Consider the following 20,004-nt stretch of genomic DNA (forward strand, 5'->3'; position numbering starts at 1 on the left):
GCTCAAGGCAGGACTGGTCAGGACCCAGACTCGTCGGGGTCGGTGAAGATGTCGGCACAGACCGAAGGAAGTTGGCTCTGGCGGACTACCCCGACGTCGGTCGCCGTGGTGCTGCGGTGCTCCAAGTGGTGCGTCTACGAGCTGATCAATACCGGCGCCCTGAAGTCGATCCGGTTGGGCCGAGCCATCAGGGTTACGCGCCGAGCCCTCGAGGAGTTGCTTGCGATTCGACGAGAACCGTTCAACCGGGCTCGCCTCTCATGAGTTCGCCGAGCAGCTGCGCGGCGGCTTGGTCACGCGCGGGGATCACGTGGCTGTAGATGCGCAACAAAACTGAAGCGTCGTGACCGAGCCGGCCGGCCACAAGCCTCGGATCGATGCCAGCCGCGACGAGCTGCGTCGCCGAGAAATGACGTAGGTCGTTGAGGCACTTGTGAGACATCTTCTCCCGGTTGCGCAAGGCCGTGAACGCGCCCGACACGCGGTTGGGCCGCCAGGGCTCCGAGTGATCGGCGACCTGCGACCACACGAACGCGTCAGAAGCCAGTTCGACGCCGAGGGCCTCGCACCTGGACTCGGCACGCGCCTTCTGCTCTATGAGCACGGCGAGGGTGATCGGGTCCAGCGCGAAGCGGCGCCGCTTCTTGTTCTTCGTGGCCGACAACATGACGACACCGCTAGGGAAGACCTTGACGACGTTTCCCGTACCTTCCAAGGCGGCGGTCTGGTCCTTGGGCAGATCGGAGCAGCGCCACCAGATCGTCGCACTGGCGGATTCGAAGTCGACATCGCAGAACCGCAACCCGCAGATCTCTCCCCGGCGCATGCCGGTAGTGGCGTCCACGAAGATCAGGGCGGCCAAATCGGGGTTCTCTTTGCTCACAGCAAGGGCGAGGCTACGGGCTTCCTCCGGCGTCGGCGGCACTCGCTCGTCAGGTGCCAGCGCCGGGGCTCGTGCCTCGGAAGCTGGATTTGGCGGCGACAGCCACCGCCACCTGATGGCCTGGTTGAGCGCGGCCCGAATCAAGGAGTGGAAGTGATGGCGGGTCGTCGAGTGCATTCCCTTGCCGGACCGGCCGCCGGTGGAAGAAAGCCGGGCGTAGAACTCATCGAGGTCACGGCCGGTCAGGCGCCGCACATCCTTGGCACTGATGGGATCAGCCTGGATCCGCTCAGCTCGCCGGCGGGCCTCTAGCATCGTCTTGGGCGCCCGGCCGCGCGCCTCCTGATGGCGCAGGTACTCGTCGAGAAGCTCGCTGAGGGTGCGCCGCTTACCCTGATGACGGCCCCCGTCCACCTCGGCGATTAACTTCGCTGCCTCGGCCTCCACCGCGTTGGGATATCCCTTGGCGCCCGGTCGGCGCGGGGCCGTGCGGACCGTGCGGGACACCTGGCCGTACTTGCCCGTCGCAGGATTCCGCCGTCCCGTCGAGGCGGTGATCTCCCAAACGCCAGGTGCCTTCTCCCGTATCCTTGGCACGTGGCCTACCGTATCTGTTCCGAGCGACAGTTTGGGATTGAGTTTGGGATGACCTAGCTCTAGACTACAAAAAGGCTGCTGGAGGGATGCGAGAGCGGCCGAATCGGACGGTCTCGAAAACCGTTGTGTCCATTGGGCACCGTGGGTTCAAATCCCACTCCCTCCGCACGGCCCGGCGTGGGGCTGGGGCCCCCACGCTCGGGAGGAGACCGGGGATGGGGCCCCGGTCGGGCCCGGTGTAGCGCGCGTTGCGGGTCAGGAGGGGTGGCTGCTGACCAGGTCGCTGACAGAGTGAAGCGTGAAGGGGAACGTGCCCTGGTACTTGCCCTGGATGTCGGTCTGCTCGTGGACCGGGAGACGAAGAGCCGGCGCGTACCAGTCGACCTGGGTGCCGCTTGCCTGAATCTGTCCGGTCATGTTGATGGTGGAATCGATCACCCAGACGGTGAAGGTCTCGCCGTCCTTCAGGGTCGCAGTTTGGCTGCCGGTGATCTTGCCCTGCACTGTCACGGTGTTGCCGCTGCCGCAGGTGCCCTGCGAGGAGAATGTCTTGCCGACCGCGGGCGGCCACGGAGGGGCTTCGATCGGAGGATTGAACGTGCAGGACACTTGGTTGGATCCGGCTCCTTCTGTAGTGGAGAGGATCACCGGACCGGTCGACAGGTACTGAGTGCTCGTGTCTGCCGGCGGGTTGCTTTGATCGACGTGGCGGTGCTCGACCTGGACTCCGTTCGATTGCGCGGGATCCACCACGAGGGTCCCCTGCGCCGGCTCGGTGTAGAAGCCGGTGACTCCGCCGGACTGGTCCATCGTGTAAGTCCCGGGGGTCGCGGGCACCGGAACTCCGTTGTTGGCGTTGGCGGGTGAGTTCCCGGTATTGGCTGCTGGCGGGCCCGAGGAGTGCGACGAGGAAGGTCCTGATCCGGGGCCCCTGGTCGTGGTCGGCGACTTGCTGCCGGGTCCGGCGGCCGCGGAAGTCCATGGCGCCGACCCCGCCTGCGTCGACGAGGTGCCGGACTCGGCAGATGCTCCGGCGACTGTCGGGCCTGCGCTCCTGGCGGCGGCTCCGTGGTGCGAAGAGGAACACCCGCCGGCGGCCAGGGCGAGCGCGCCGGCCAGCGCGACCGCGGTTGGCATACGGCCGGCAAGGCGTATCAATCGGTCCATTGGACCCATAATGGCCCCAATCGGGCGGTGTCGGCCACCTGTTAACCGGCGCGCTCGACCGCCATTTCGAAGTGGAGGAACTCGTCGTCGTGACCGACGACCCCCATTCCGACGGACCGCATGACCTGCTGGGAGGCCAGGTTGTCCGGGGTCGTGCGCCCGACCAGCCTGGAGACCCGTCCGCTCATCCGAGCGACCTCGACAGCGAGCCGCAACGCGCCGGTTGCGACGCCACGACCTCTGACAGCGGGCACCACGCCGTAGCCCACCTCCGCGACGCCCGCACGGGGCGGACCGTGAAAGCCGATCCCGCCGACGACCTGGCCGCGTTCGACGATCTGGTAGTAGCCGAATTCGTTCGTTGCGCCGGCGCCGCCTTCGATCGGTAGCTGGGTGATGTAGGCGGCGCAGGCTCGGGTGTCCCCGTCCAGCGGATACTCGTCCGCCCACGGCAAGTCTCCGGCGGACGGATCGTTGCGCCGGCGCACCACCCGCTCGGCCTCGGCGCGGGTCAGCAGACGTAGCTGCAGGTCCACCGGCGAAATCATGGCAGTCGAGGCCATCATGGATCGGGAACAAGCTCGAGCGTCCAGCCGTTGCTGATTACAGCATTACAGATGGGAGCAAACTGTTGAGGGGATATCGCGGTTCGATACGCGATCCGGACGAGTTGAAAGCCGCCGCCGTTACCAAGGGGACACTGCGAAGGATCTGGCGTTTCCTGAGGCCTTACCGCGGCCGGCTGACCCTGTACCTGCTGGCGATCATGGCCGGCGCCGGAATCGGGTCCATCCCGCCACTGCTGGTCCAGTCGTTGATCGACAACGGCATCCGCCACCACAACCTGCACCTGGTCGACGTGCTGGCTGCGGGGATGGTCGGCCTGGCCCTCGCGACGACGGCGCTGTCCCTCGTCAACCGGTGGTTCGGCTCGGTGATCGGCGAGGGAATCATCTACGACCTGCGCGCTCAGCTGTACGACCACGTGCAGCGGATGCCGGTCGCGTTCTTTACGCGCACGCAGACCGGCTCGCTGATGTCACGACTGACCAACGACGTGCTCGACGCCCAGAACGCGGTGGGAACCGCCGCGTCGGTGACCTCGGATCTCTTCACGCTGGTCGCAACGCTGGTTCCGATGTTCGTACTGAGTCCAGGCATCACCGGTCTGGCCCTGATCGTGCTGCCGCCGTTCGTGCTGCTCGACCGGCTGATGGCGTCGCGAATCAGCCGGCTTTCCCGTCGCCGGATGCAGCTCAACGCCGACATGAGCGCCACGATGACCGAACGCTTCAACGTCGCCGGCGCGATGCTCGTCAAACTCTTCGGACGCCCCGATCAGGAGTCGAAGGAGTTCTCCGGCCGCGCGGCGGCGGTGCGCGACTCGGGCATCCGTCTGGCGCTGCTCAGCCGTTACCTGTTTGCCGCGCTCTCGCTCGTCGGCGCGGTTGGTACAGCCGCGGTTTACTGGCTCGGCGGGCGATGGGCCGTGACGGGAAGCTTGAAGGTGGGGACAGTTGTCGCTCTGGCCGCGTACGTGACGCGCTTGTACTCACCGCTCACCGACCTGGCGAGCACGCGGGTTGACCTGCTCGGAGCGATCGTCAGTTTTGACCGAGTGTTCGAGGTCCTCGACACTCCGCCGGCAGTGGCGGAACGACCAGGTGCGATCGCCTTGTCCGACGTAAAAGGCAGGATCGAGGCTGACGGAATCTGGTTCCGTTACCCTGCCGCGGCCGACGTGTCGGTCGCGTCGTTGGAGACAACGGCCGATCACGCCAACGATCCTCTGGGCACCGAGCCCGGCGCTTGGGTCTTGAAAGACGTTTCGTTCGTTGCCGAGCCCGGAACGATGACTGCGTTGGTCGGGCCATCCGGTGCCGGAAAGACGACGCTGTCCGGTTTGATCCCTCGCCTGCACGACGTGGTTCAGGGCTCGTTGACGATCGACGGTCACGATGTCCGTGACTTGACCCTCGCGTCGCTTTCGTCAGCAGTCGGCGTTGTCACGCAGGACGCCCACCTTTTTCATGACACCATCGCAGCGAACCTTCGATACGCCAGACCCGAAGCTACCAACGAGGAACTGCGCGCAGCTTGCCATGCTGCACGCATCCATGATCTCATCGAGTCGCTGCCCGACGGTTACGACACTGTCGTCGGAGAACGGGGCTACCGGTTGTCGGGTGGAGAGAAGCAGCGGCTCGCGATAGCCCGAGTTCTCCTCAAGGATCCGGCCGTGGTCATACTCGACGAGGCCACCGCCCATCTGGACTCGGAAACCGAGCTCCTTGTGCAACAAGCGCTGGCGGCAGCGCTGTCGGGTCGAACTTCGATCGTGATCGCCCACCGGCTTTCGACCATCCAGGCAGCAGATCAGATCCTCGTGCTGGACGACGGCCGGATCGTCGCGAGGGGAACTCACTCTTCGCTCGTCGCCGAGCGCGGACTCTACGCCGATCTCTACCAGACTCAATACCTGCGAGGCGCCGGCGAGCTCGCCCCCGCCAGCTAAGCGAGCCCGTTCAGGATCGCGAGCGCGGCGTCGTGAAGCAGCCCGTTGGAACTGATCGCGCTTCCTCCGTCCGAGCGCGCCACTCCGGACAGATCGGTGAACGTTCCGCCGGCCTCTTCCACGATCACCTGAATCGCGGCTAGGTCCCACAGCGAAACGATCGGATCGAGGGCTATCTCGCACGCGCCCTCTGCGACGAGCATGTGCGACCAGAAGTCGCCGAACGCTCGGTCCCGCCAGCACCGAAGCGCGAGCTCCACTACCCGCGCGGGTCCGCCGTGCTCTTCCCAGCCGGAGAGGCTGCCGTTGGAAAGCTGGGCGTCTCCGAGGTTGGCCACCGCCGAAACCCGGATAGGGGTTCCGGCGCCGGCAGGGACGCCCGCGTAGGCGCCCTGCCCCCGCGCCGCCCACCACCTCCTGCCGAGCTCGGGGGCGGACACGATTCCGACCGTGACCTCGCCGTCGGATTGGAGAGCCAGGAGAGTCGCCCAGACCGGAATACCGCGGACGAAGTTCTTGGTTCCGTCGATCGGATCGATGATCCAACGGCGTCGCGATCCGGTCGCTCCCGTTGAGCTTTCGCCGAACTCCTCGCCCACGATCACGTCGTCGGGTCTGAGCTGAGCCAGCTCCTCTCGGAGGGCGAGCTCCACCCCTCGATCCGATTCGGTGACGGGCGTGAGGTCGGGCTTGGTCTCGACGGCGAGGTCGGGCCGGCGGAACGCCTTCGAAGTGATCCCGTCGGCGATGTCGCAAAGCCGAAGGGCGAGCTGGAGGTCGGTCTCGGGTTGGCTCAAGCGAGCGCCACCAACTCGAGCATCCCGTCGCTCCAGAAGTCTTCGATCCCCTCAGGCATCATCAGCACGCGGTTCGGAGCCAACTCGGCGACGAAACCGACGTCGTGACTGACTATCACCATTGCACCCGGCCAAGCGGCGAGGGCGCGGCCTATCGCTTCCCTCGATGGTGGGTCGAGATTGTTGGTCGGCTCGTCCAGCAACAGCAGGTTGTGGCGCCCGGCGACGAGCTGCGCCAGGGCGAGCTTGGTCTTCTCCCCGCCGGATAGCGTGCCTGCGTCCTGAAAAGCGATGTCGCCCGTCAGGCTGAACATCCCGAGGAGCTCACGGAGGTCGACCTCTGGCGCGTTCGACTTCTCTCGCATGTGGGCGAGGACTGTTATTCCGGGCGTGATTCCTTCGTGTTCCTGCGCGTAGTAACCCGGTACGACACCGAGGCCGGCGTTAACAGTCCCGGCGACCGGTTGCGCTTCGCGGGCGAGAATCCGGAGCAGGCTGGTCTTGCCCGCACCGTTGAGTCCCATGACCAGCAGCCGTTCGCCGCGCTCCAAAGCGAACGAGACGTCCTCGAAGACCGGCGGGCCTCCGTAGGCCTGAGCGAGCCCCTCGACTTCCAACACCACGCGGCCAGCTCGGGGCGGTTGGGGGAAGTTGACCTTGTAACGGCGGTCTCTTCGCTTCGGAGTTGAAGCCGCAGTGGAACGCAGCCGTTCGACTCTCTTGTCGAGAGACTTCGCGGTGCGCGCCCGCTTCGCGGTCTGGTGCCGCATCGACTCGGCCAGGTCGGAAAGTCGTTTGATCTCGGCCTGTTGCCGGGACGCCAGCTTGCGACGGCGTTCCTCGTCTGCCTTCCGGGCTTCCTGGTATTGCGAGTAGGTGCCCTTGTACTCGACCAGTTCGCCATCGTCGATGTGAAGGACGCGAGTGATCGACTCGTCCAGCAGATCTAGGTCGTGGCTGACCACCAGCAGGGCGCCGCGATAGTCGCGGAGGAACGACATCAGCCAGGTCTTGGCGTCGCTGTCCAGATGGTTGGTGGGCTCGTCGAGCATCAACACGTCCGAGCCGGCAAAGAGGATCCGGGCGAGCTCGACGCGGCGTCTTTCTCCGCCGGAAAGCACGCGGAGCGGAAGATCGAGTCGGCCGGGCGTCAAACCTAATCCTGCGGCCAGCTGGCGGACCTCTGATTCGGCGGCGTAGCCGTTGAGGGCGGCGAAGTGTTCTTCGGCGCGGGAGTAGCGAGAGATGGTCCGCTCCGACGGGGACTCCTCCATCGCCAGCCGCAACTTTTCGAGACGGTCGGCGGCATCGTCGAGGCCTCTTCCGGAAAGTACGTGGCTCAGTCCGCTCGAATGGCTGACGTGCCTGAGCGCCCTCGGGTCCTGGGTCAGGAAACCCAGTCGACCCTGCACGGTGACCGTCCCCGCCGCCGGCGGGTTCTCACCACCGAGGACCTTGAGCAGGCTGGTCTTGCCCGCGCCGTTTCGGCCCACGAGGCCGACCTTGTCGCCGGCGCGCACCATGAAGGACGCGTCCTCCAAGGTGACGCGGCCGCCGACCTCGACCTGTAGGTGCCGGGCTTCGAGCACGCAATCCATGATGGCGGAGCGGGGCGGTTGGGGTCTGGGAGTTTCGATGTTTGGGGTCACGCGTTTGGGCGCGGAATCAGCGCTTTGGGCGTGGGTTTGATCAGCAGAGCGCGCAAATCCACACCCGAACGCGGAAGTCACGCCCAAATACGGCGGCTAGTTCGCCCACCGGCGATTAGCTCACGCCGGCGCCGGTCCCCCACTCCCGCCACCGGGGCCGTCAACAGGACCGAGCCCCCTGCGGTCCGAGCCGTCCGAGCCGTCCAGTTGTCGGTGCGCCTCCTGCTCGGCGAGCCTGGCGACCTCCCGCACGGGGACGCCGAGCAGACGGGCAACCCGAGCCGCGTCGTCGTGTTCGGCCTTGATGCGGCGGGGCCCTTTCTTGACACGGACTGGAAACCCCCCGACCTCCACTTCCGAGAACTGACGCTGCGACGGCCAACGCTCCCACGTTTGGGCCCTGACGCCGAGAGTCCCGGTTTCGTCGACCAGGACCTGTCGCAACCGGCCGGTGAGCGGCGGGTCGCAAATCGCGCTCACCACGTGGGCCGGCCGACCCTTCTTGCCGGTCACCGGCGTTACCCACGCGTCCAGGGCGCCGGCGCCGATGAGCGCGGACACGGTGGTGCCCAGGATCTCTCCGGTTACGTCGTCGACGTTCGCTTCGACGAGGACGATCGGCTGCCCGTGCGCCGGGTCGATGTCGGCCCGGTCGACCGCTTTGCCGACAACCACCTGGACCACGTTCGGCAGGCCCTCGATGTCGCGCGTTCCCGCGCCGAACCCGGAACCTGTGATCTCCATCGGGGGCATCGGGCCCCAACCCGCGCTCAACGTCGACACAAGAGCGGCACCGGTCGGAGTGGTCAGCTCATACGGAATACCGGTTCCGTAAGTGGGTGCCCCCGCGAGCAGTTCGACGACCGCGGGGGCTGGGATCGGCAGCGAGCCGTGCGCGCTTTGAACCATGCCGGTGCCCTGAGCCACCGGGCTGCAACGGATCTCGTCCACTCCCAGAAGTTCGAGGGCGACGCATGTGCCGACGATGTCGAGGATCGCGTCGGTGCTTCCGACCTCGTGAAAATGGACTTGCGATGTGGGGCGGCGGTGCAGCCTTCCCTCCACTTCAGCCAACCGGGCGAAAGTCGCCAGCGACCTCTGCCTGGCGCGCTCGGGAAGCCGCGCCTCGGTGATCAGCCCGACAATGTGGCCGTAGGTCCTGACAACCTGGTGATCTCGGACTCGAACCCGAACGTGCGTGCACGCGATTCCCGCCCGGAGGGTTTCCTCCGCGTCAAGCGTCCAGCCGCCGACCGGTAGGCCGACCAGCTCGCGCTCGATGAGGCCCAGGTCCGCGCCGGCGTCGATCAGGCTTGCCAGCGCCATGTCGCCGGCGACGCCGGCGAAGCAGTGCCACCAGGCGACCGTTGTCACCGAATGATGTCCTCTACCTCGCTCTTTACGCCGGGCGTTTCCCGAGGCACGTGGTGCGATCCGAGGATGCGACGAACCGCGTGGGCTGCGCCGAAGCCGTTGTCGATCCCGACAACGACGACGCCCGACGCGCACGAGGCCATCATCGCAAGGAGCGCTGTGACGCCCCCCAATGAGGCGCCGTAACCGACGCTCGTCGGGACCGCTACCACCGGCGCGGCGGTGAGCCCGCCGACGACGCTCGCCAGCGCGCCCTCCATCCCGGCAACCACTACGACCGCGTCGGCTGCCTGTATGAACTCGGCGTGAGCCAGCAGCCGGTGCAGGCCGGCGACCCCGACGTCGGTTATCAGAGCGGCTCCGAATCCGAACGCGCGCAGGATCGCCCGGCACTCCTCCGCGATGGGCAAATCGGCTGTTCCGGCGGTGACGACAACAACGCCCTCCGGTCGCGGTGACGCAGGCCGCCACACCACCGTCGCGCCGGTCACAATCGCCCCAGGGTGGGCAGCACAGACCGCGGCGACCTGTTCCTCATTGGCTCGGCTGAGCACGACCGGCCCGCCTTCGCCTTCCGCACCGCCGGCCGAGAGGAGCTCGCCGACGATTCCGACGCACTGGGCGGCGCTTTTTCCGGGACCGTAAACCGCCTCGGGCACCCCCTGGCGCAGCTCGCGGTGGTGGTCGACGTTGGCGTAGCCGAGCTCGGCGAAAGGAAGCCGGCGGAGCCGGCGGACCACCTCGTCGGCGTCCAGGTCGCCGGCGGCGAGTTGGTCCAGGAGTTTTCGAAGGGCGGGCTCGTCCATGTGGGCTCTATCCTGCCCCGCCATGACCGGTGCCGTCTCCCCGCAGGCCACGATCGGCTTCCTGGGGCCGTCGGGGACCTTTACCGAGGAGGCGCTCCGAAGTGATTCCGGCCTGGCACCGGCCAAGCGACTTCCGCTGCCGTCCTTCATCCACGTTCTGTCGGCGGTGAGCGACGGCGACGTCGACTACGGATTCGTGGCGATCGAGAACTCCATAGAGGGAACGGTGTCGATCGCCATGGACCAACTCGTGTTCGAGCGGGACCTGATCATCGTCGGCGAAGTGGTCCTGCCGGTGACCCAGAACCTGCTCGTGGTGCCAGGCACCGGGCTCGGTGGCATCGAGCGGGTGGTGTCGTTCCCCCACGCGACCGGTCAGTGCCGGACCTGGCTCACCGAAAACCTCCCCGATGTAGAGGAGATCGCCGCCACGTCGACCGCGGAGGCGGTGCGCCATGTCGGGGAGGAGCGTGATCCTCGATCGGCCGCAATCGGAACGGTGCTCGCCGCGGAGCTCTACGGGCTGGATGTGCTGGCCCCGGGAATCCAGGACCACATCGACAACTCGACCCGCTTCGTCCTGGTGGCCCGACCCGAAAAGGGGATACCGGCTGCGACGGGGCACGACAAGACGAGCGTGGTGTGTTTTCAGTCGTCCGATCATCCGGGCAGCCTTCACGGGATACTCGGCCAGTTCTCGGCACGGGATCTGAACCTCGTGAAGCTGGAGTCGAGACCGACCAAGAAGGCACTCGGTGAGTATTGCTTCATCATCGACTTCGAGGGCCATGTCGGCGAAGAGGTCGTGGCGGACTGTCTGAGGGACCTTCACGCAAGCTTGAGGAAGCTGAAGTTCCTCGGCTCGTACCCAGCCGCCGGTGAGCACGGAGCGGCGCGCCGCCGGCACGCCGACCGGGCCTGGCGCGCCGCGGACCGCTGGATCGACGAACTTCGATCGACCGTACTCCCAACATCCAAGGAGGAACACCCGTGAGCTTCGACACGGCCGTCACCGATCGCCTGCTATCCACTACCCGCTCCGTCCGGAAACGACTTGATCTCGACCGGCCGGTCGAGCCGGAGGTGATCCTCGAGTGCCTTCGCCTGGCGGTGCAGGCTCCGACGGGAAGCAACGCCCAGGGATGGCGTTGGATCGTGGTTACGGACGCCGAGAAGCGAGCCGAGCTAGGTCGGCTTTACTCCGAGGGAGGTGCCGACTACCTGCGATCGGCGACCGCCAGCGAAATGCACCCACAGACCAAGCGGGTGTACGAGAGCGCAGTACACCTCGCGGATGTGATCGGGCGGGTGCCGGTTCACGTCATCCCTTGCATCCACGGACGGGCGGACAACGCGCCGAACATCATGTCGGCGTCGATCTACGGCTCGATCCTTCCTGCTGCGTGGAGCTTCATGCTCGCGCTTCGCAGCAGGGGGCTCGGCTCGGCGTGGACCACGCTGCATTTGATGAAGGAAAAAGAAGCGGCCGCGCTGCTCGGTATCCCCGACGACGTCACCCAGGTCGCGCTGATCCCGGTCGCATACACCGTCGGAAGCGACTTCAAACCGGCGAAACGCCCTCCGATCGAGACCATCACATACTGGGAGGGTTGGGGCAACACAAGGTAGCGTTGCCGTGATCGGCTGCTGCAGCTCGGCGGTCGAGGAGGGATGGCAGAGCGGCCGAATGCGAGGCTCTTGAAAAGCCTTGGGATGCAAGTCCCCGTGGGTTCAAATCCCACTCCCTCCGCCAGATTTCGGTTCCGATCTGTACGCGGACCACGGCCTCCTCCATGCCGTCTCTGCTTGGCGTACCGAACAATCCGAAAGGCTTTAGCTGGGGCTGATTCTTGCCGAAATGTCCGAATGGCGCTTGGCGCGGGACCAGCGGCAGGGAGCGATTGGAGGTTGACCAAAGCGCACGGTCGGCTGCTTACCATCGAAATGGCCGAGGGTCCGCGTTGACCCCGATCGTTTCAGTTGCGACCGCCAGCGGCGGTCACCCGTGGTGGCATTTCGGGCTGGTCGCGGGCGCCGGAGTGGTCACCTTTGTCGGCATACGGCTCGCCGAACGAGTGAAACGATCCGGTTGGACAATCTCGAAGCCGACTCCATTGACGATTTGGTTTGCCGCACTCAGTCTGGCTGCCAGCGCCATCCATATCTCAGTATGCGCCGAGCACTTTCGGGAGTGGATCGTCTACGGCCTCTTTTTCGTGTTCGCGTCCATCGCCCAAGCCATATGGTCCGTGCTGGTCCTGACACGTCCAGGCGCGAGGCTGCTGTTGCTGGGAGCATTCGGGAACAACGCCGTGGTAGTTCTGTTCATTTTCTCTCGCACCGTTGGTATGCCCTTTGGGCCGGAGGCTTTCAGGGCCGAGCGCCTGACAACGCCAGGACTCATCGCGACCGCATGCGAACTTCTACTCGTGACGTTGGCCTGTTACGGGGCGCGCACCTTTCGTCATGAACCAAGAGCTATCCGGTCAGCGATCTAGTCCCGCACACAAGGATCGCTATCCGGGCCGTCGCCGGCGTTCGCTGCGCCAGATCAAGGCGGCCGCCAGGAAGAGTACGGCCGCTATCCCCAGACCGACCACCAGCACGATGCCAGCGTTGGACGATGATGATTTCGACACGACGGGAACGTTGGCCGCAGCGACCATGTACCCGAAGTGAGTGAAGGTCGTCGCCACGGCTGCCAGATTGGGGATGTGCTGATCGGGAATTCGAGTCCAGCTCCTGCCATCAGGGGATGTTAGAAGCGCGACCGAACTGACCGGCGTGCGAAGGACGGCGTCCATGGGTTGCGCTGCAGCGGGGATCGAGACCTTCCCGGGCTCGTAGTCGGCTGTTACGAGATATGCGTTCCCGTCTGAATAGAGACCCGGCGGGAGCGGAGCCAGCTTGGCGGGATCGACGGGGGTCACCGATATCAATACCGACGTCTGGCCCGTGGATGGAGGTATCGATCCAGCAGCCAGGGTGATAGCGAGCTGGGCATCCCCGCTGCCCGCGGCTTCCTCCGGCGACCCCGAACTGGTGAGGTCGAACGACTCACTCACCGGGACCGGCGAAACGTTGTTGGCTCTGAACGCCGGCGGCGGGTTGACCCACCTGTAAGGTGCCGAGGGGCCGATGCCCTCGTACAACGGCCGGAGCTGTTGGCGTTCAGGCCCGGCAGTGACTAATGCCGCCGCCAGATAGAACGCGAGAGCGACCGCAAAGCCGCTGGCAGTTGCGACTAAGGGTTTGTCGAATCTGCTCATCTTTGGATCGGAAGAATCTCGATTGGCTGGGTTGCGAACGCAGGCGGCCAAACGACGACCTCTTTCCCGGGGGCGACCCACTCCCAGATGACGCTCGCCGCGGCCTGGTTCTCCCCTCTCTGAACGCCCGTGGCGGGGAAGTCGATCCCGGATCCGTCGGCGAGACTCCCCGGAGCGAGCCTGATATGGGTGGCTGCTTCCGTAACCGCTTGTGGTGTGAAACCGTGAGCGGCGGGCAGAACGTGGGCGAAGAGCGCGTAAGCGTTCGCGAAGCCTGATGTCGCATACGCGTCCATCGGGGTGTTGTAGTGCTGTGCCCACGCTGCCTGTGCCCATGACAGCGTGGCGCGGCCTTCTGGAAGCAGGCCGTTGGGGTTGATGCTGTACGCGGCGGCCTTGTCAGATGCAAACAGTCCGACGGCGGAAGCTTGCAGCTCGTCGCCAAACTCCGGCAGGCAGTAGCTCGAACTGGTACCGACGCTTGCGACGAGGGGAACGTGCTGGGAGATCGTCGCCCTTCGCAAGGCCTCGCCGTCGGCTAGGTAAGAAGAGGCGTAGAGGACGTTCGCTCCTGAGCGCTTGATCGCGTCTGCGATCCGTGCAAAGTCGGTTTCGTACTCCGGATACGGGAAGACTCCCGCGAGCTCGACGTGATCGGCATGAATCTGGTCGATTACTCCTTGAGCGACGGCCTGTCCGTAGACGTCCTGCACGTAGGCGACCGCGACTCGCGGGGTCGGTCGCCCGGGCAGCTGAGGGGCCAGATCGCTGAGGACGAAGTCGATGCCGGCCCGCCCAAGGCTCGCTCCCTGCGGCGACATCCGGAAGAACGACTTGCCCATCCCTGCGACCGGAGTTGGGCTGGTGTTGCCAGGGCTCCAGTCCGAATCCGTGCCGGATGAGTAGCTACCCCCGTCGGCGGAACCCGACAACGGGGGAGCATTCCCCATTTCGAGGTTGCCGACTGCCCCCGTCTCCCAGACAAGTTGGTTCCTCTGCTCGGCCTGTTGGGCTGCTTCGGCGCTCATCGTGCTCCCGTGGGTCCCCACGACGATCCGAACCTGGTGCTGCTGCAGGGTCGCCATTGCGGAGGGCACCGACTCGGCGGTCGGAACATCGATCAGATCGAGCTTGACCGGGCGACCGTCGACCCCGCCGTGTTGGTTGACGTAGTCCGCGGCGAGCGCAACGCCACGCTCTTCCGCGACTCCACCGCTTCCTTGAGGGCCTGAAAGTGGGTAGATAGCGCCGATCACCACGGGCGAGGATTGCGATGATCTTTGCGCTGGCGAGCTACCGCAGCCGGCGATCGCGAAGGCCGCCGCTATGCCGGCGAATAGGAACTTGCTCCGACGTTTCATTGGATCACCGCCAGAAGGTCGGCCAGTGCATGGGTTGCGGCAGGCACCACCCAGCTTCCGCTTGCCCAACGTTGCCAACCGAAGACGACCCCGGCGGCTAAGTCGATCGGGAAGGCCCACCAGCCGTAAACGGTGACGTGGGCGAGGCCGAACACGAATGCCGATCCGCCGATTGCCGCGATCGGACCTGCGGGCAGCAGGGCGTCGAAAGCGACCCTGCGAAAGAGGGCCTCCTCGGCGATCGCCGCCAGGATGTTGAGAGAGACGAACACCGCTGTCGCCGGCATCGGACCGCGCCCGGAGGAGATCGAGCGGCCTAACACGAACACCAGCGCTCCGGCTGCGAATACCGACGCTTGCCAGGTCACCGAAGCCGGATGTGCGCGCCTCTCGTGTCCCGCAGGTGCCGCCACCCCGAGCACGAGAATGGTCGCAAACAAGCCCGCGACCACCGGCACGCTCCAACCGACCGTCGACGCGATGGCAGGCCGGGCGAGGAGAATGGCGAGGCCGGTGGCGACCGTACCGATGCTTATCCAAGCCGCCGAGACTGTCGCCCGGCCGCGTTCGATTGCCACTGCCGTCATGACTTCACCGTGAACAGCACGACCGAGATCACCCGGTCTGCGAATGGCAGGTGGTCGTTGGCGACAAACTCAGCCTGCAGCGTGTGCGGACCCGGGTTCAGCCCGACCAACTGGGTGGACGTCGTGTACGCCATCGAGACCAGCTTTCCGTCCAAGGTGACGTGGATGTGTCCCTCGTTGGGTGCGAGGTGGTTCTTCTGCGGTGGCGAGACGGTCGCACCGACAACCTGGAACTGGACCGGAACATCCGGTCCCGTCACCTGGTTCGGGGTGGGGGAAACGACGACCAGCTGCGCGTTGGTATGCGGTCGCGTTGTCGTCACGGTCGAGCCTCCACCGCTGCAGCCAGCCAAACTCATCAAGACGAGAAGGAAGACTCCAGCCCCAACCCCGCGGCCTCGCGCCGGCCAGGTTCTTCGCTTACGAGACTGAAATCGCGATATCAGCATGGAGTGACCCCTGATCTGTTGTGGCATCAACACTGAACTGGTAACTGCCGCTGGTAGCTCCGGGAAGGTCCGCGACATAGTGACCGATCGGATCCAACCGGCGCACCGTAAGGGGTGTGGCCACCTGACCCTTCTTTGCGGCGTGAACCTCGAGTGCGCCCGTGGGGATCTCGTTTCCGTTCGGGGAAAGGACGGTGACGTGGAACTCGTCGAACCCGGGTTTCCCCGGATCGAGATACACCTGCACGCTCGCGGTGGTCGTGACATGGATTGTGTATACGGTCGGCAGCCCTAGGCTTCGGGACACGTCGATCTTTACCGGGACGGCCCGCGTCGTGATCGTGAGCGGTACCTCGGCAGATTGCGACGGTCGTTGGATGAGGACCGTGACGGTCCAGGTTCCCGCCACTGAGAGGTTCGGCGCGACCGCGCCGTAGCTGCCGTCGGGTTGGCGGGACAGGTTGAGTGTCGAGGTCCCAAGGTCGGGCCGGGCTGCAAGAGCGAACGTCAGGCTGACGAGCTGCGCCGCCACGGGCCGTAGAGAGTCGTAGTCAAGTGCATCCAGCGTGAAGCGGTTGAAACCCGGGGTACCCGGCGATATTTGCAGGCGCGCCCTCACCGTTGTCGCGAAGTCGTTGCCGGACACGACGATCGGCTTGGCAGCCTTCGGCGCGCTGGTTGCGCTCGGAGGCGCCAGGCTCTGCAAGAAGCCCGCGGCTACCAGAACAACTGCCGCCACTGCCAGTTCAGACGTCCCGATTCGGCGCAGGATGCGCACCGATCCTTGCCCCGCCAACGGTGCGCCACTGGTTCGTTGGAGAAACCCAAAACCGGCAAGGACGATCAGCAACGAGACCTTGACTACTGCCCATTTTCCAAAGCTGGTGTCGAACAGGCCGTGCCAGGACCGGATCTCGTCGAGCCCACGGAGCACGCCGCTGGCGGCGAGGACGATGATCGACACCAGGGCAACATTCGAGAAGCGCCTGACCAGGGTCCGCCGGCCGGAGGACTCGAGGGTGGTGATCACTCCGACCAACACCACGAGGCCGCCCAGCCAGACCCCTGCGGACGCGAAATGCACCCACTGGGTTAGGACGTGGAACCAGCGCCATGACCGTTCCCCTGAAACGTGGCTCGCCTCGACGTCGCCGAACATGGCGACCAGAACCGAGCTACCGATGACAGCGAGCGGTGCGCGGCTGCTCGCCCGCAGCCCCATCCACACAAGACCCGCTCCTCCAGCCAGCAACGGTATTCCCCGCCATAAGACCTGATGGCCCAGCGATGATCCGAGCAGACCCCCCAATGAGATGTGATCCGAGCGGCGCTGTTGCTCCTCCAGAGCCACTACGCCGCCGACGGCTAGCAGCGACCCGGCGAGCGAGAACCAGCGCAGGCGTCTCGGCGGGAGTACGGGTCCGGCGAGCCATCCGATCACCGCCACACCCACCGATCCCATCACTCCCACGTAGAAGCACCAGCGGGCCGCGACGGCCCAAGTCGACGCCGGAGGCGCCCGTACCACACCAGAAGAGGCGGTAAGTCCACTCGGTGTGACCTTCACGCCGAAGGCGAAAGAGCCCGTTGCGAGGTGCCCGTCCACCCGAGACACGGTCCTCCAACTAACGGTGTACACACCCGGATCCAGTGGTTCGACCTCGACCTGCAACGTGTTGGGCTCACTCGGAACGGCTGAGCTGCGCCCGATCTGGTGCGAACTCCCGGTGGTGTCTAAGACCTGGATCGTCGAGAGTCGTGGGTCCGGAGACTCGCTGAAGACGATAGTGACGGTTTTCGGGGCCTCGGCGAGCGTGGACCCGGCGGGCGGCGTTGAGGAGACAGCCAGGGCGTGAGCGCTCGCTGGACCGGCCCCAGCGAGCACTCCTGCAGCGGTGACACCTCCCATAGAAACGGCGAACAAGAGCCGCCTCAGCGGTGAGCGCCGCCGGTGTCCCATGTCTGTGTCTACCCGCCCATCGTCGTAACGTCGGTAGTCGACGGCCTGCGAGAGCCGATTCGCTGCCGTGAAACGGCCAGTGCTGTCCCGCCCACAGCCAATCCGACGGCGCCGAGGATGACGCCAACCAGGCCCAGGGTGTGTCCCGAGCTGGCTTTGTTCTTCGCCGACGCAGCCTCCGCCGTTGCGTGATCTACCCGCGACGACAAGCGATTAGCAAGCGTCGCCAGCTCTGGCACGGTGGGAACCTTGGCAGGGAACTGGACGCTGGTCGGATCTTCAACAGCGTTGAAGGTTTTCGGGCTTGATGTGAAGCGCTCGTCCACCTTCTGGCCGTTGATCGTTCCGAAAAAGTGGAAGGTGTAATTGCCTGCCGCCGTCGGCACGATGGCGGCATCGAACTCCCCGTGGGTGCCCAACCCGGTATCGGGGTCGAACGAGGCCCCCAGATCCAGCGGTGAGCTGGTCTGGCCGCCAAAGATGACCTCCACTTGAAGTGTGACCGGAGAACCGAGGTCATCGACCGGATTTCCTCGACCGTCGTGGACGAAGAGCTGTACTGCGTTCTGGTCACCGACGTAAGTGGGTTCGTGTTCCCACCCGACGGTGAGCTGGTAGGCGCCAACTTGGCGCTGCTCGTGAGCAAACGCGGCTGGCGCGCCCATAAAGCACGCAACCGTCGTCGCGCTGGCTGCCGCTACAGCGCGCCAGAAACGATTCATAGGACTGTTCTCCTTTGCGAACTGGTCGTGACGTGGTGGGTGGCTGCGTTTGCAGAAAACGAAGCGCGCCACTTATGAAGCGTCATTAAGGCGACAACAAGGCCACGGGGGCCATCGGGGCGCCTAAGCGCTCAGTTACAGACCAGAACTAGAGGAGGGGGGCGCTGCCAACGCTGGGCTCCCCAACGATCCAATGGAGTGGATGGCACGGCAGTCGGCCGGGCCGAAGCGGGTAGCAGCCCATAGCGAGGACTCCACTTCTGCACTACTAGGCGCTCGACGAACGCGAGCCGCGACCGCCGGACCTCGAACCATCGTTGGATCGCCCAGTAGGCGACTGCGAGGATGAGGGCTAACTCGGCTTGAACAAGAGGGGCCATCCAGTGGCCGCCGCCCAGGACTCCGAGCAACGGGGCGTGGTGGCCGCTGCCCACTGCCTCAAGGTTCTCCTGGAAGACCCAGGTTCCGATCTGAAGCGACGTCAGGGTCATCCACAGAGGGAAAAGGCTGACCGACGGCGTTGAGCGATGGTTAACAGGGACCGGGACGGCCCCGGGCCGCCGCCAGAGACCGACGTTTGCGGCACGCAGGCGGTCACCGAGAAAGACCCACGCCCGACGGGCAACGAATAGGACCGCCACCACCACCGCCATCAGCGCTGCCCCCGCTGGGAAGAAGTACGAATGGACGGAGCTGGTCATTTCCCCGAGGCCCGCACCCAAACCGTCCACACGGACGTACTCCACGAAGTGACCGATCCACGCGCCAGCCAGGGCAGTCAGCAGGAAGGGCCATCTCGGCCAGCGCCGAGTCACGGACACGAAAGCACGCTAGGCCAACTCAGGCCCTCGAACCAACCGCCCAGCGGCCAACTCCCGCGGTCCCGATAACTAGAACCTTAAAACTACGGTCTCGATATCCCCGACCCCTCTATGAACGTGACACGGAATCCCCGGCGGCTCGTGACCTTCGCCGCCGCAATCGTGGTTGCCATCGCAGCAGGTGTCGTCGCGGCGATCACCACGAACGGCGGATCAAGCAAGCATCGTGCCAATCTCACACTCCGAGTCCTGAACACTTCTTCGGGAAAGATGGTGGTCACCGCGAGCGGTCTGACCGCATACATCTACCTTCCTGATCAGACGCACCCATCCGTGACGACGTGCACAGGCGACTGCGCCCACGACTGGCCGCCGATACTGGCCAACGGAGACACTCCGACTGTCGCGGGGATCAGCAAAACGCTCATCGGACTCGTCACCCGCCCAGACGGCGCTCCCCAGGTCACCTTCAACGGCTACCCGCTGTACCGGTTTGCCGCCGACCGCCGAGCAGGTGACGTCCGCGGGGAGTCCGTCGGGGAGACTTGGTTCGCGATCGACCCCACAGGCAACTTTCTCCCTCTTTCACCTGTCGGGTTCCGTTCGACAGCCCCGCGTGCCCACCAGTCCGTACAGGTAGTTTCCACCGCCGCCGGGCAACTACTCGCCGACGCGGACGGCCAGACGCTCTATACCTACAGGGACGACACGCCAACCAGCACCGCGTGCACCGCAGCATGGTGTTTACAGGACTGGCCGCCGCTACTGATCACCCGAGCACCGACCATCGTCAGTGGGATCAACGCGCCCCTCGGCGTTTTGCATCAAGCCGATGGAGCCATGCAGCTCACCGCCGCTGGCCATCCCCTGTACACGTTCTCGGGGGACGAGCGCCCAGGCGACGTCGGGTCTATCTCGTAAACGGTGTTTCCGGCGTTCCTGTTAGTAGGTCTCTGCGTCGGGGAATCGGTCGGCGAATGTGATGGCGAAGGCGTTGAGCGCTGGCTTCCATCGCATCGCCCATCTGGTCCGGCCGGTGCCGGTGGG

20 protein-coding genes and 2 tRNA genes are annotated in these 20,004 nt (G+C 65.4%); 8 read left to right on the forward strand and 14 right to left on the reverse strand.

From position 1 onward, the window contains the following. Positions 1–48: 48 nt before the first annotated feature. Positions 49–264: a helix-turn-helix domain-containing protein gene (locus tag VFZ97_00880; protein HEX6391962.1), complete on the forward strand. Its 216-nt coding sequence runs from the start codon at positions 49–51 to the stop codon at positions 262–264. Here the strand turns inward: VFZ97_00880 and VFZ97_00885 are convergent. After that, the gene (locus VFZ97_00885) at positions 242–1,480 is read right to left on the reverse strand and encodes a site-specific integrase (GenBank protein HEX6391963.1); all 1,239 of its coding nucleotides are present in this window, start codon (positions 1,478–1,480) and stop codon (positions 242–244) included. The genes VFZ97_00880 and VFZ97_00885 overlap by 23 nt on opposite strands. 80 nt (positions 1,481–1,560) lie before the next feature. Here VFZ97_00885 and VFZ97_00890 point away from each other — a divergent pair. Then, positions 1,561–1,646 (forward strand) — tRNA-Ser (locus VFZ97_00890). Between the two features lie 89 nt (positions 1,647–1,735). On the opposite strand, the gene VFZ97_00895 is transcribed toward VFZ97_00890, so the two are convergent. Both VFZ97_00895 and VFZ97_00900 read right to left on the reverse strand, forming a co-directional pair. Further along, positions 1,736–2,647 (reverse strand): hypothetical protein, encoded by a 912-nt coding sequence (locus tag VFZ97_00895; protein ID HEX6391964.1) that lies wholly within the window; start codon positions 2,645–2,647, stop codon positions 1,736–1,738. Between the two features lie 41 nt (positions 2,648–2,688). Further along, entirely contained in the window at positions 2,689–3,183 is a 495-nt protein-coding gene (locus VFZ97_00900; protein ID HEX6391965.1) for a GNAT family N-acetyltransferase, read from the reverse strand. Positions 3,184–3,278: 95 nt separating this feature from the next. Between VFZ97_00900 and VFZ97_00905 the strand changes: the two genes are divergently transcribed. Continuing rightward, the gene (locus tag VFZ97_00905) at positions 3,279–5,162 is read left to right on the forward strand and encodes an ABC transporter ATP-binding protein (protein ID HEX6391966.1); all 1,884 of its coding nucleotides are present in this window, start codon (positions 3,279–3,281) and stop codon (positions 5,160–5,162) included. Here VFZ97_00905 and VFZ97_00910 read toward each other — a convergent pair. The 4 genes from VFZ97_00910 to larB all read right to left on the reverse strand — a co-directional run bounded on the left by VFZ97_00910 (position 5,159) and on the right by larB (position 9,788). After that, entirely contained in the window at positions 5,159–5,959 is an 801-nt protein-coding gene (locus VFZ97_00910) for an inositol monophosphatase family protein (GenBank protein HEX6391967.1), read from the reverse strand. The two genes, VFZ97_00905 and VFZ97_00910, sit on opposite strands and share 4 nt — an antisense overlap. Continuing rightward, positions 5,956–7,548 (reverse strand): ABC-F family ATP-binding cassette domain-containing protein, encoded by a 1,593-nt coding sequence (locus VFZ97_00915; protein HEX6391968.1) that lies wholly within the window; start codon positions 7,546–7,548, stop codon positions 5,956–5,958. Before VFZ97_00915 ends, VFZ97_00910 begins: the two co-directional genes overlap by 4 nt. A 180-nt stretch (positions 7,549–7,728) precedes the next feature. Beyond that, positions 7,729–8,982 (reverse strand): nickel pincer cofactor biosynthesis protein LarC, encoded by a 1,254-nt coding sequence (larC, locus tag VFZ97_00920; protein ID HEX6391969.1) that lies wholly within the window; start codon positions 8,980–8,982, stop codon positions 7,729–7,731. Next, positions 8,979–9,788, reverse strand: coding sequence for a nickel pincer cofactor biosynthesis protein LarB (larB, locus tag VFZ97_00925; protein ID HEX6391970.1), 810 nt, complete (start codon positions 9,786–9,788; stop codon positions 8,979–8,981). Before larB ends, larC begins: the two co-directional genes overlap by 4 nt. A 22-nt stretch (positions 9,789–9,810) precedes the next feature. Between larB and pheA the strand changes: the two genes are divergently transcribed. From pheA to VFZ97_00945, 4 genes are all read left to right on the forward strand, one after another. Further along, positions 9,811–10,782 carry a prephenate dehydratase gene (pheA, locus tag VFZ97_00930; protein HEX6391971.1) on the forward strand — a complete coding sequence of 324 codons (972 nt, stop codon included), beginning with the start codon at positions 9,811–9,813 and terminating at the stop codon, positions 10,780–10,782. Beyond that, positions 10,779–11,417, forward strand: a complete 639-nt coding sequence (locus VFZ97_00935; GenBank protein ID HEX6391972.1) for a nitroreductase family protein — start codon at positions 10,779–10,781, stop codon at positions 11,415–11,417. The genes pheA and VFZ97_00935 overlap by 4 nt, the downstream gene beginning before the upstream one ends. A gap of 36 nt (positions 11,418–11,453) precedes the next feature. Beyond that, positions 11,454–11,541 (forward strand) — tRNA-Ser (locus VFZ97_00940). 208 nt (positions 11,542–11,749) lie between these two features. Beyond that, positions 11,750–12,286: a hypothetical protein gene (locus VFZ97_00945; protein ID HEX6391973.1), complete on the forward strand. Its 537-nt coding sequence runs from the start codon at positions 11,750–11,752 to the stop codon at positions 12,284–12,286. An 18-nt stretch (positions 12,287–12,304) separates the two neighbouring features. On the opposite strand, the gene VFZ97_00950 is transcribed toward VFZ97_00945, so the two are convergent. The 7 genes from VFZ97_00950 to VFZ97_00980 all read right to left on the reverse strand — a co-directional run bounded on the left by VFZ97_00950 (position 12,305) and on the right by VFZ97_00980 (position 18,957). Continuing rightward, entirely contained in the window at positions 12,305–13,057 is a 753-nt protein-coding gene (locus VFZ97_00950) for a hypothetical protein (protein HEX6391974.1), read from the reverse strand. After that, on the reverse strand, positions 13,054–14,418 hold the full coding sequence (locus tag VFZ97_00955) for an ABC transporter substrate-binding protein (protein HEX6391975.1): 1,365 nt from the start codon (positions 14,416–14,418) through the stop codon (positions 13,054–13,056). The genes VFZ97_00950 and VFZ97_00955 overlap by 4 nt, the downstream gene beginning before the upstream one ends. Beyond that, a complete protein-coding gene (locus VFZ97_00960) occupies positions 14,415–15,005 on the reverse strand; it encodes a CPBP family intramembrane glutamic endopeptidase (protein HEX6391976.1) in 591 nt (196 codons plus the stop codon). The genes VFZ97_00955 and VFZ97_00960 overlap by 4 nt, the downstream gene beginning before the upstream one ends. Next, the gene (locus VFZ97_00965; GenBank protein HEX6391977.1) at positions 15,002–15,328 is read right to left on the reverse strand and encodes a DUF6130 family protein; all 327 of its coding nucleotides are present in this window, start codon (positions 15,326–15,328) and stop codon (positions 15,002–15,004) included. Before VFZ97_00965 ends, VFZ97_00960 begins: the two co-directional genes overlap by 4 nt. Before the next feature lie 97 nt (positions 15,329–15,425). Continuing rightward, positions 15,426–17,378 carry a copper resistance protein CopC gene (locus VFZ97_00970; GenBank protein ID HEX6391978.1) on the reverse strand — a complete coding sequence of 651 codons (1,953 nt, stop codon included), beginning with the start codon at positions 17,376–17,378 and terminating at the stop codon, positions 15,426–15,428. 44 nt (positions 17,379–17,422) lie between these two features. Further along, a complete protein-coding gene (locus VFZ97_00975) occupies positions 17,423–18,136 on the reverse strand; it encodes a hypothetical protein (protein HEX6391979.1) in 714 nt (237 codons plus the stop codon). Between the two features lie 131 nt (positions 18,137–18,267). Beyond that, a complete protein-coding gene (locus tag VFZ97_00980; protein ID HEX6391980.1) occupies positions 18,268–18,957 on the reverse strand; it encodes a hypothetical protein in 690 nt (229 codons plus the stop codon). Positions 18,958–19,068: 111 nt separating this feature from the next. On the opposite strand from VFZ97_00980, the gene VFZ97_00985 reads away from it, so the two are divergent. Next, positions 19,069–19,878, forward strand: a complete 810-nt coding sequence (locus tag VFZ97_00985; GenBank protein HEX6391981.1) for a hypothetical protein — start codon at positions 19,069–19,071, stop codon at positions 19,876–19,878. The last annotated feature ends 126 nt before the right edge of the window (positions 19,879–20,004 follow it).

It is taken from the genome of Acidimicrobiales bacterium (genome assembly GCA_036378675.1).
Classification (GTDB): domain Bacteria; phylum Actinomycetota; class Acidimicrobiia; order Acidimicrobiales; family Palsa-688; genus DASUWA01.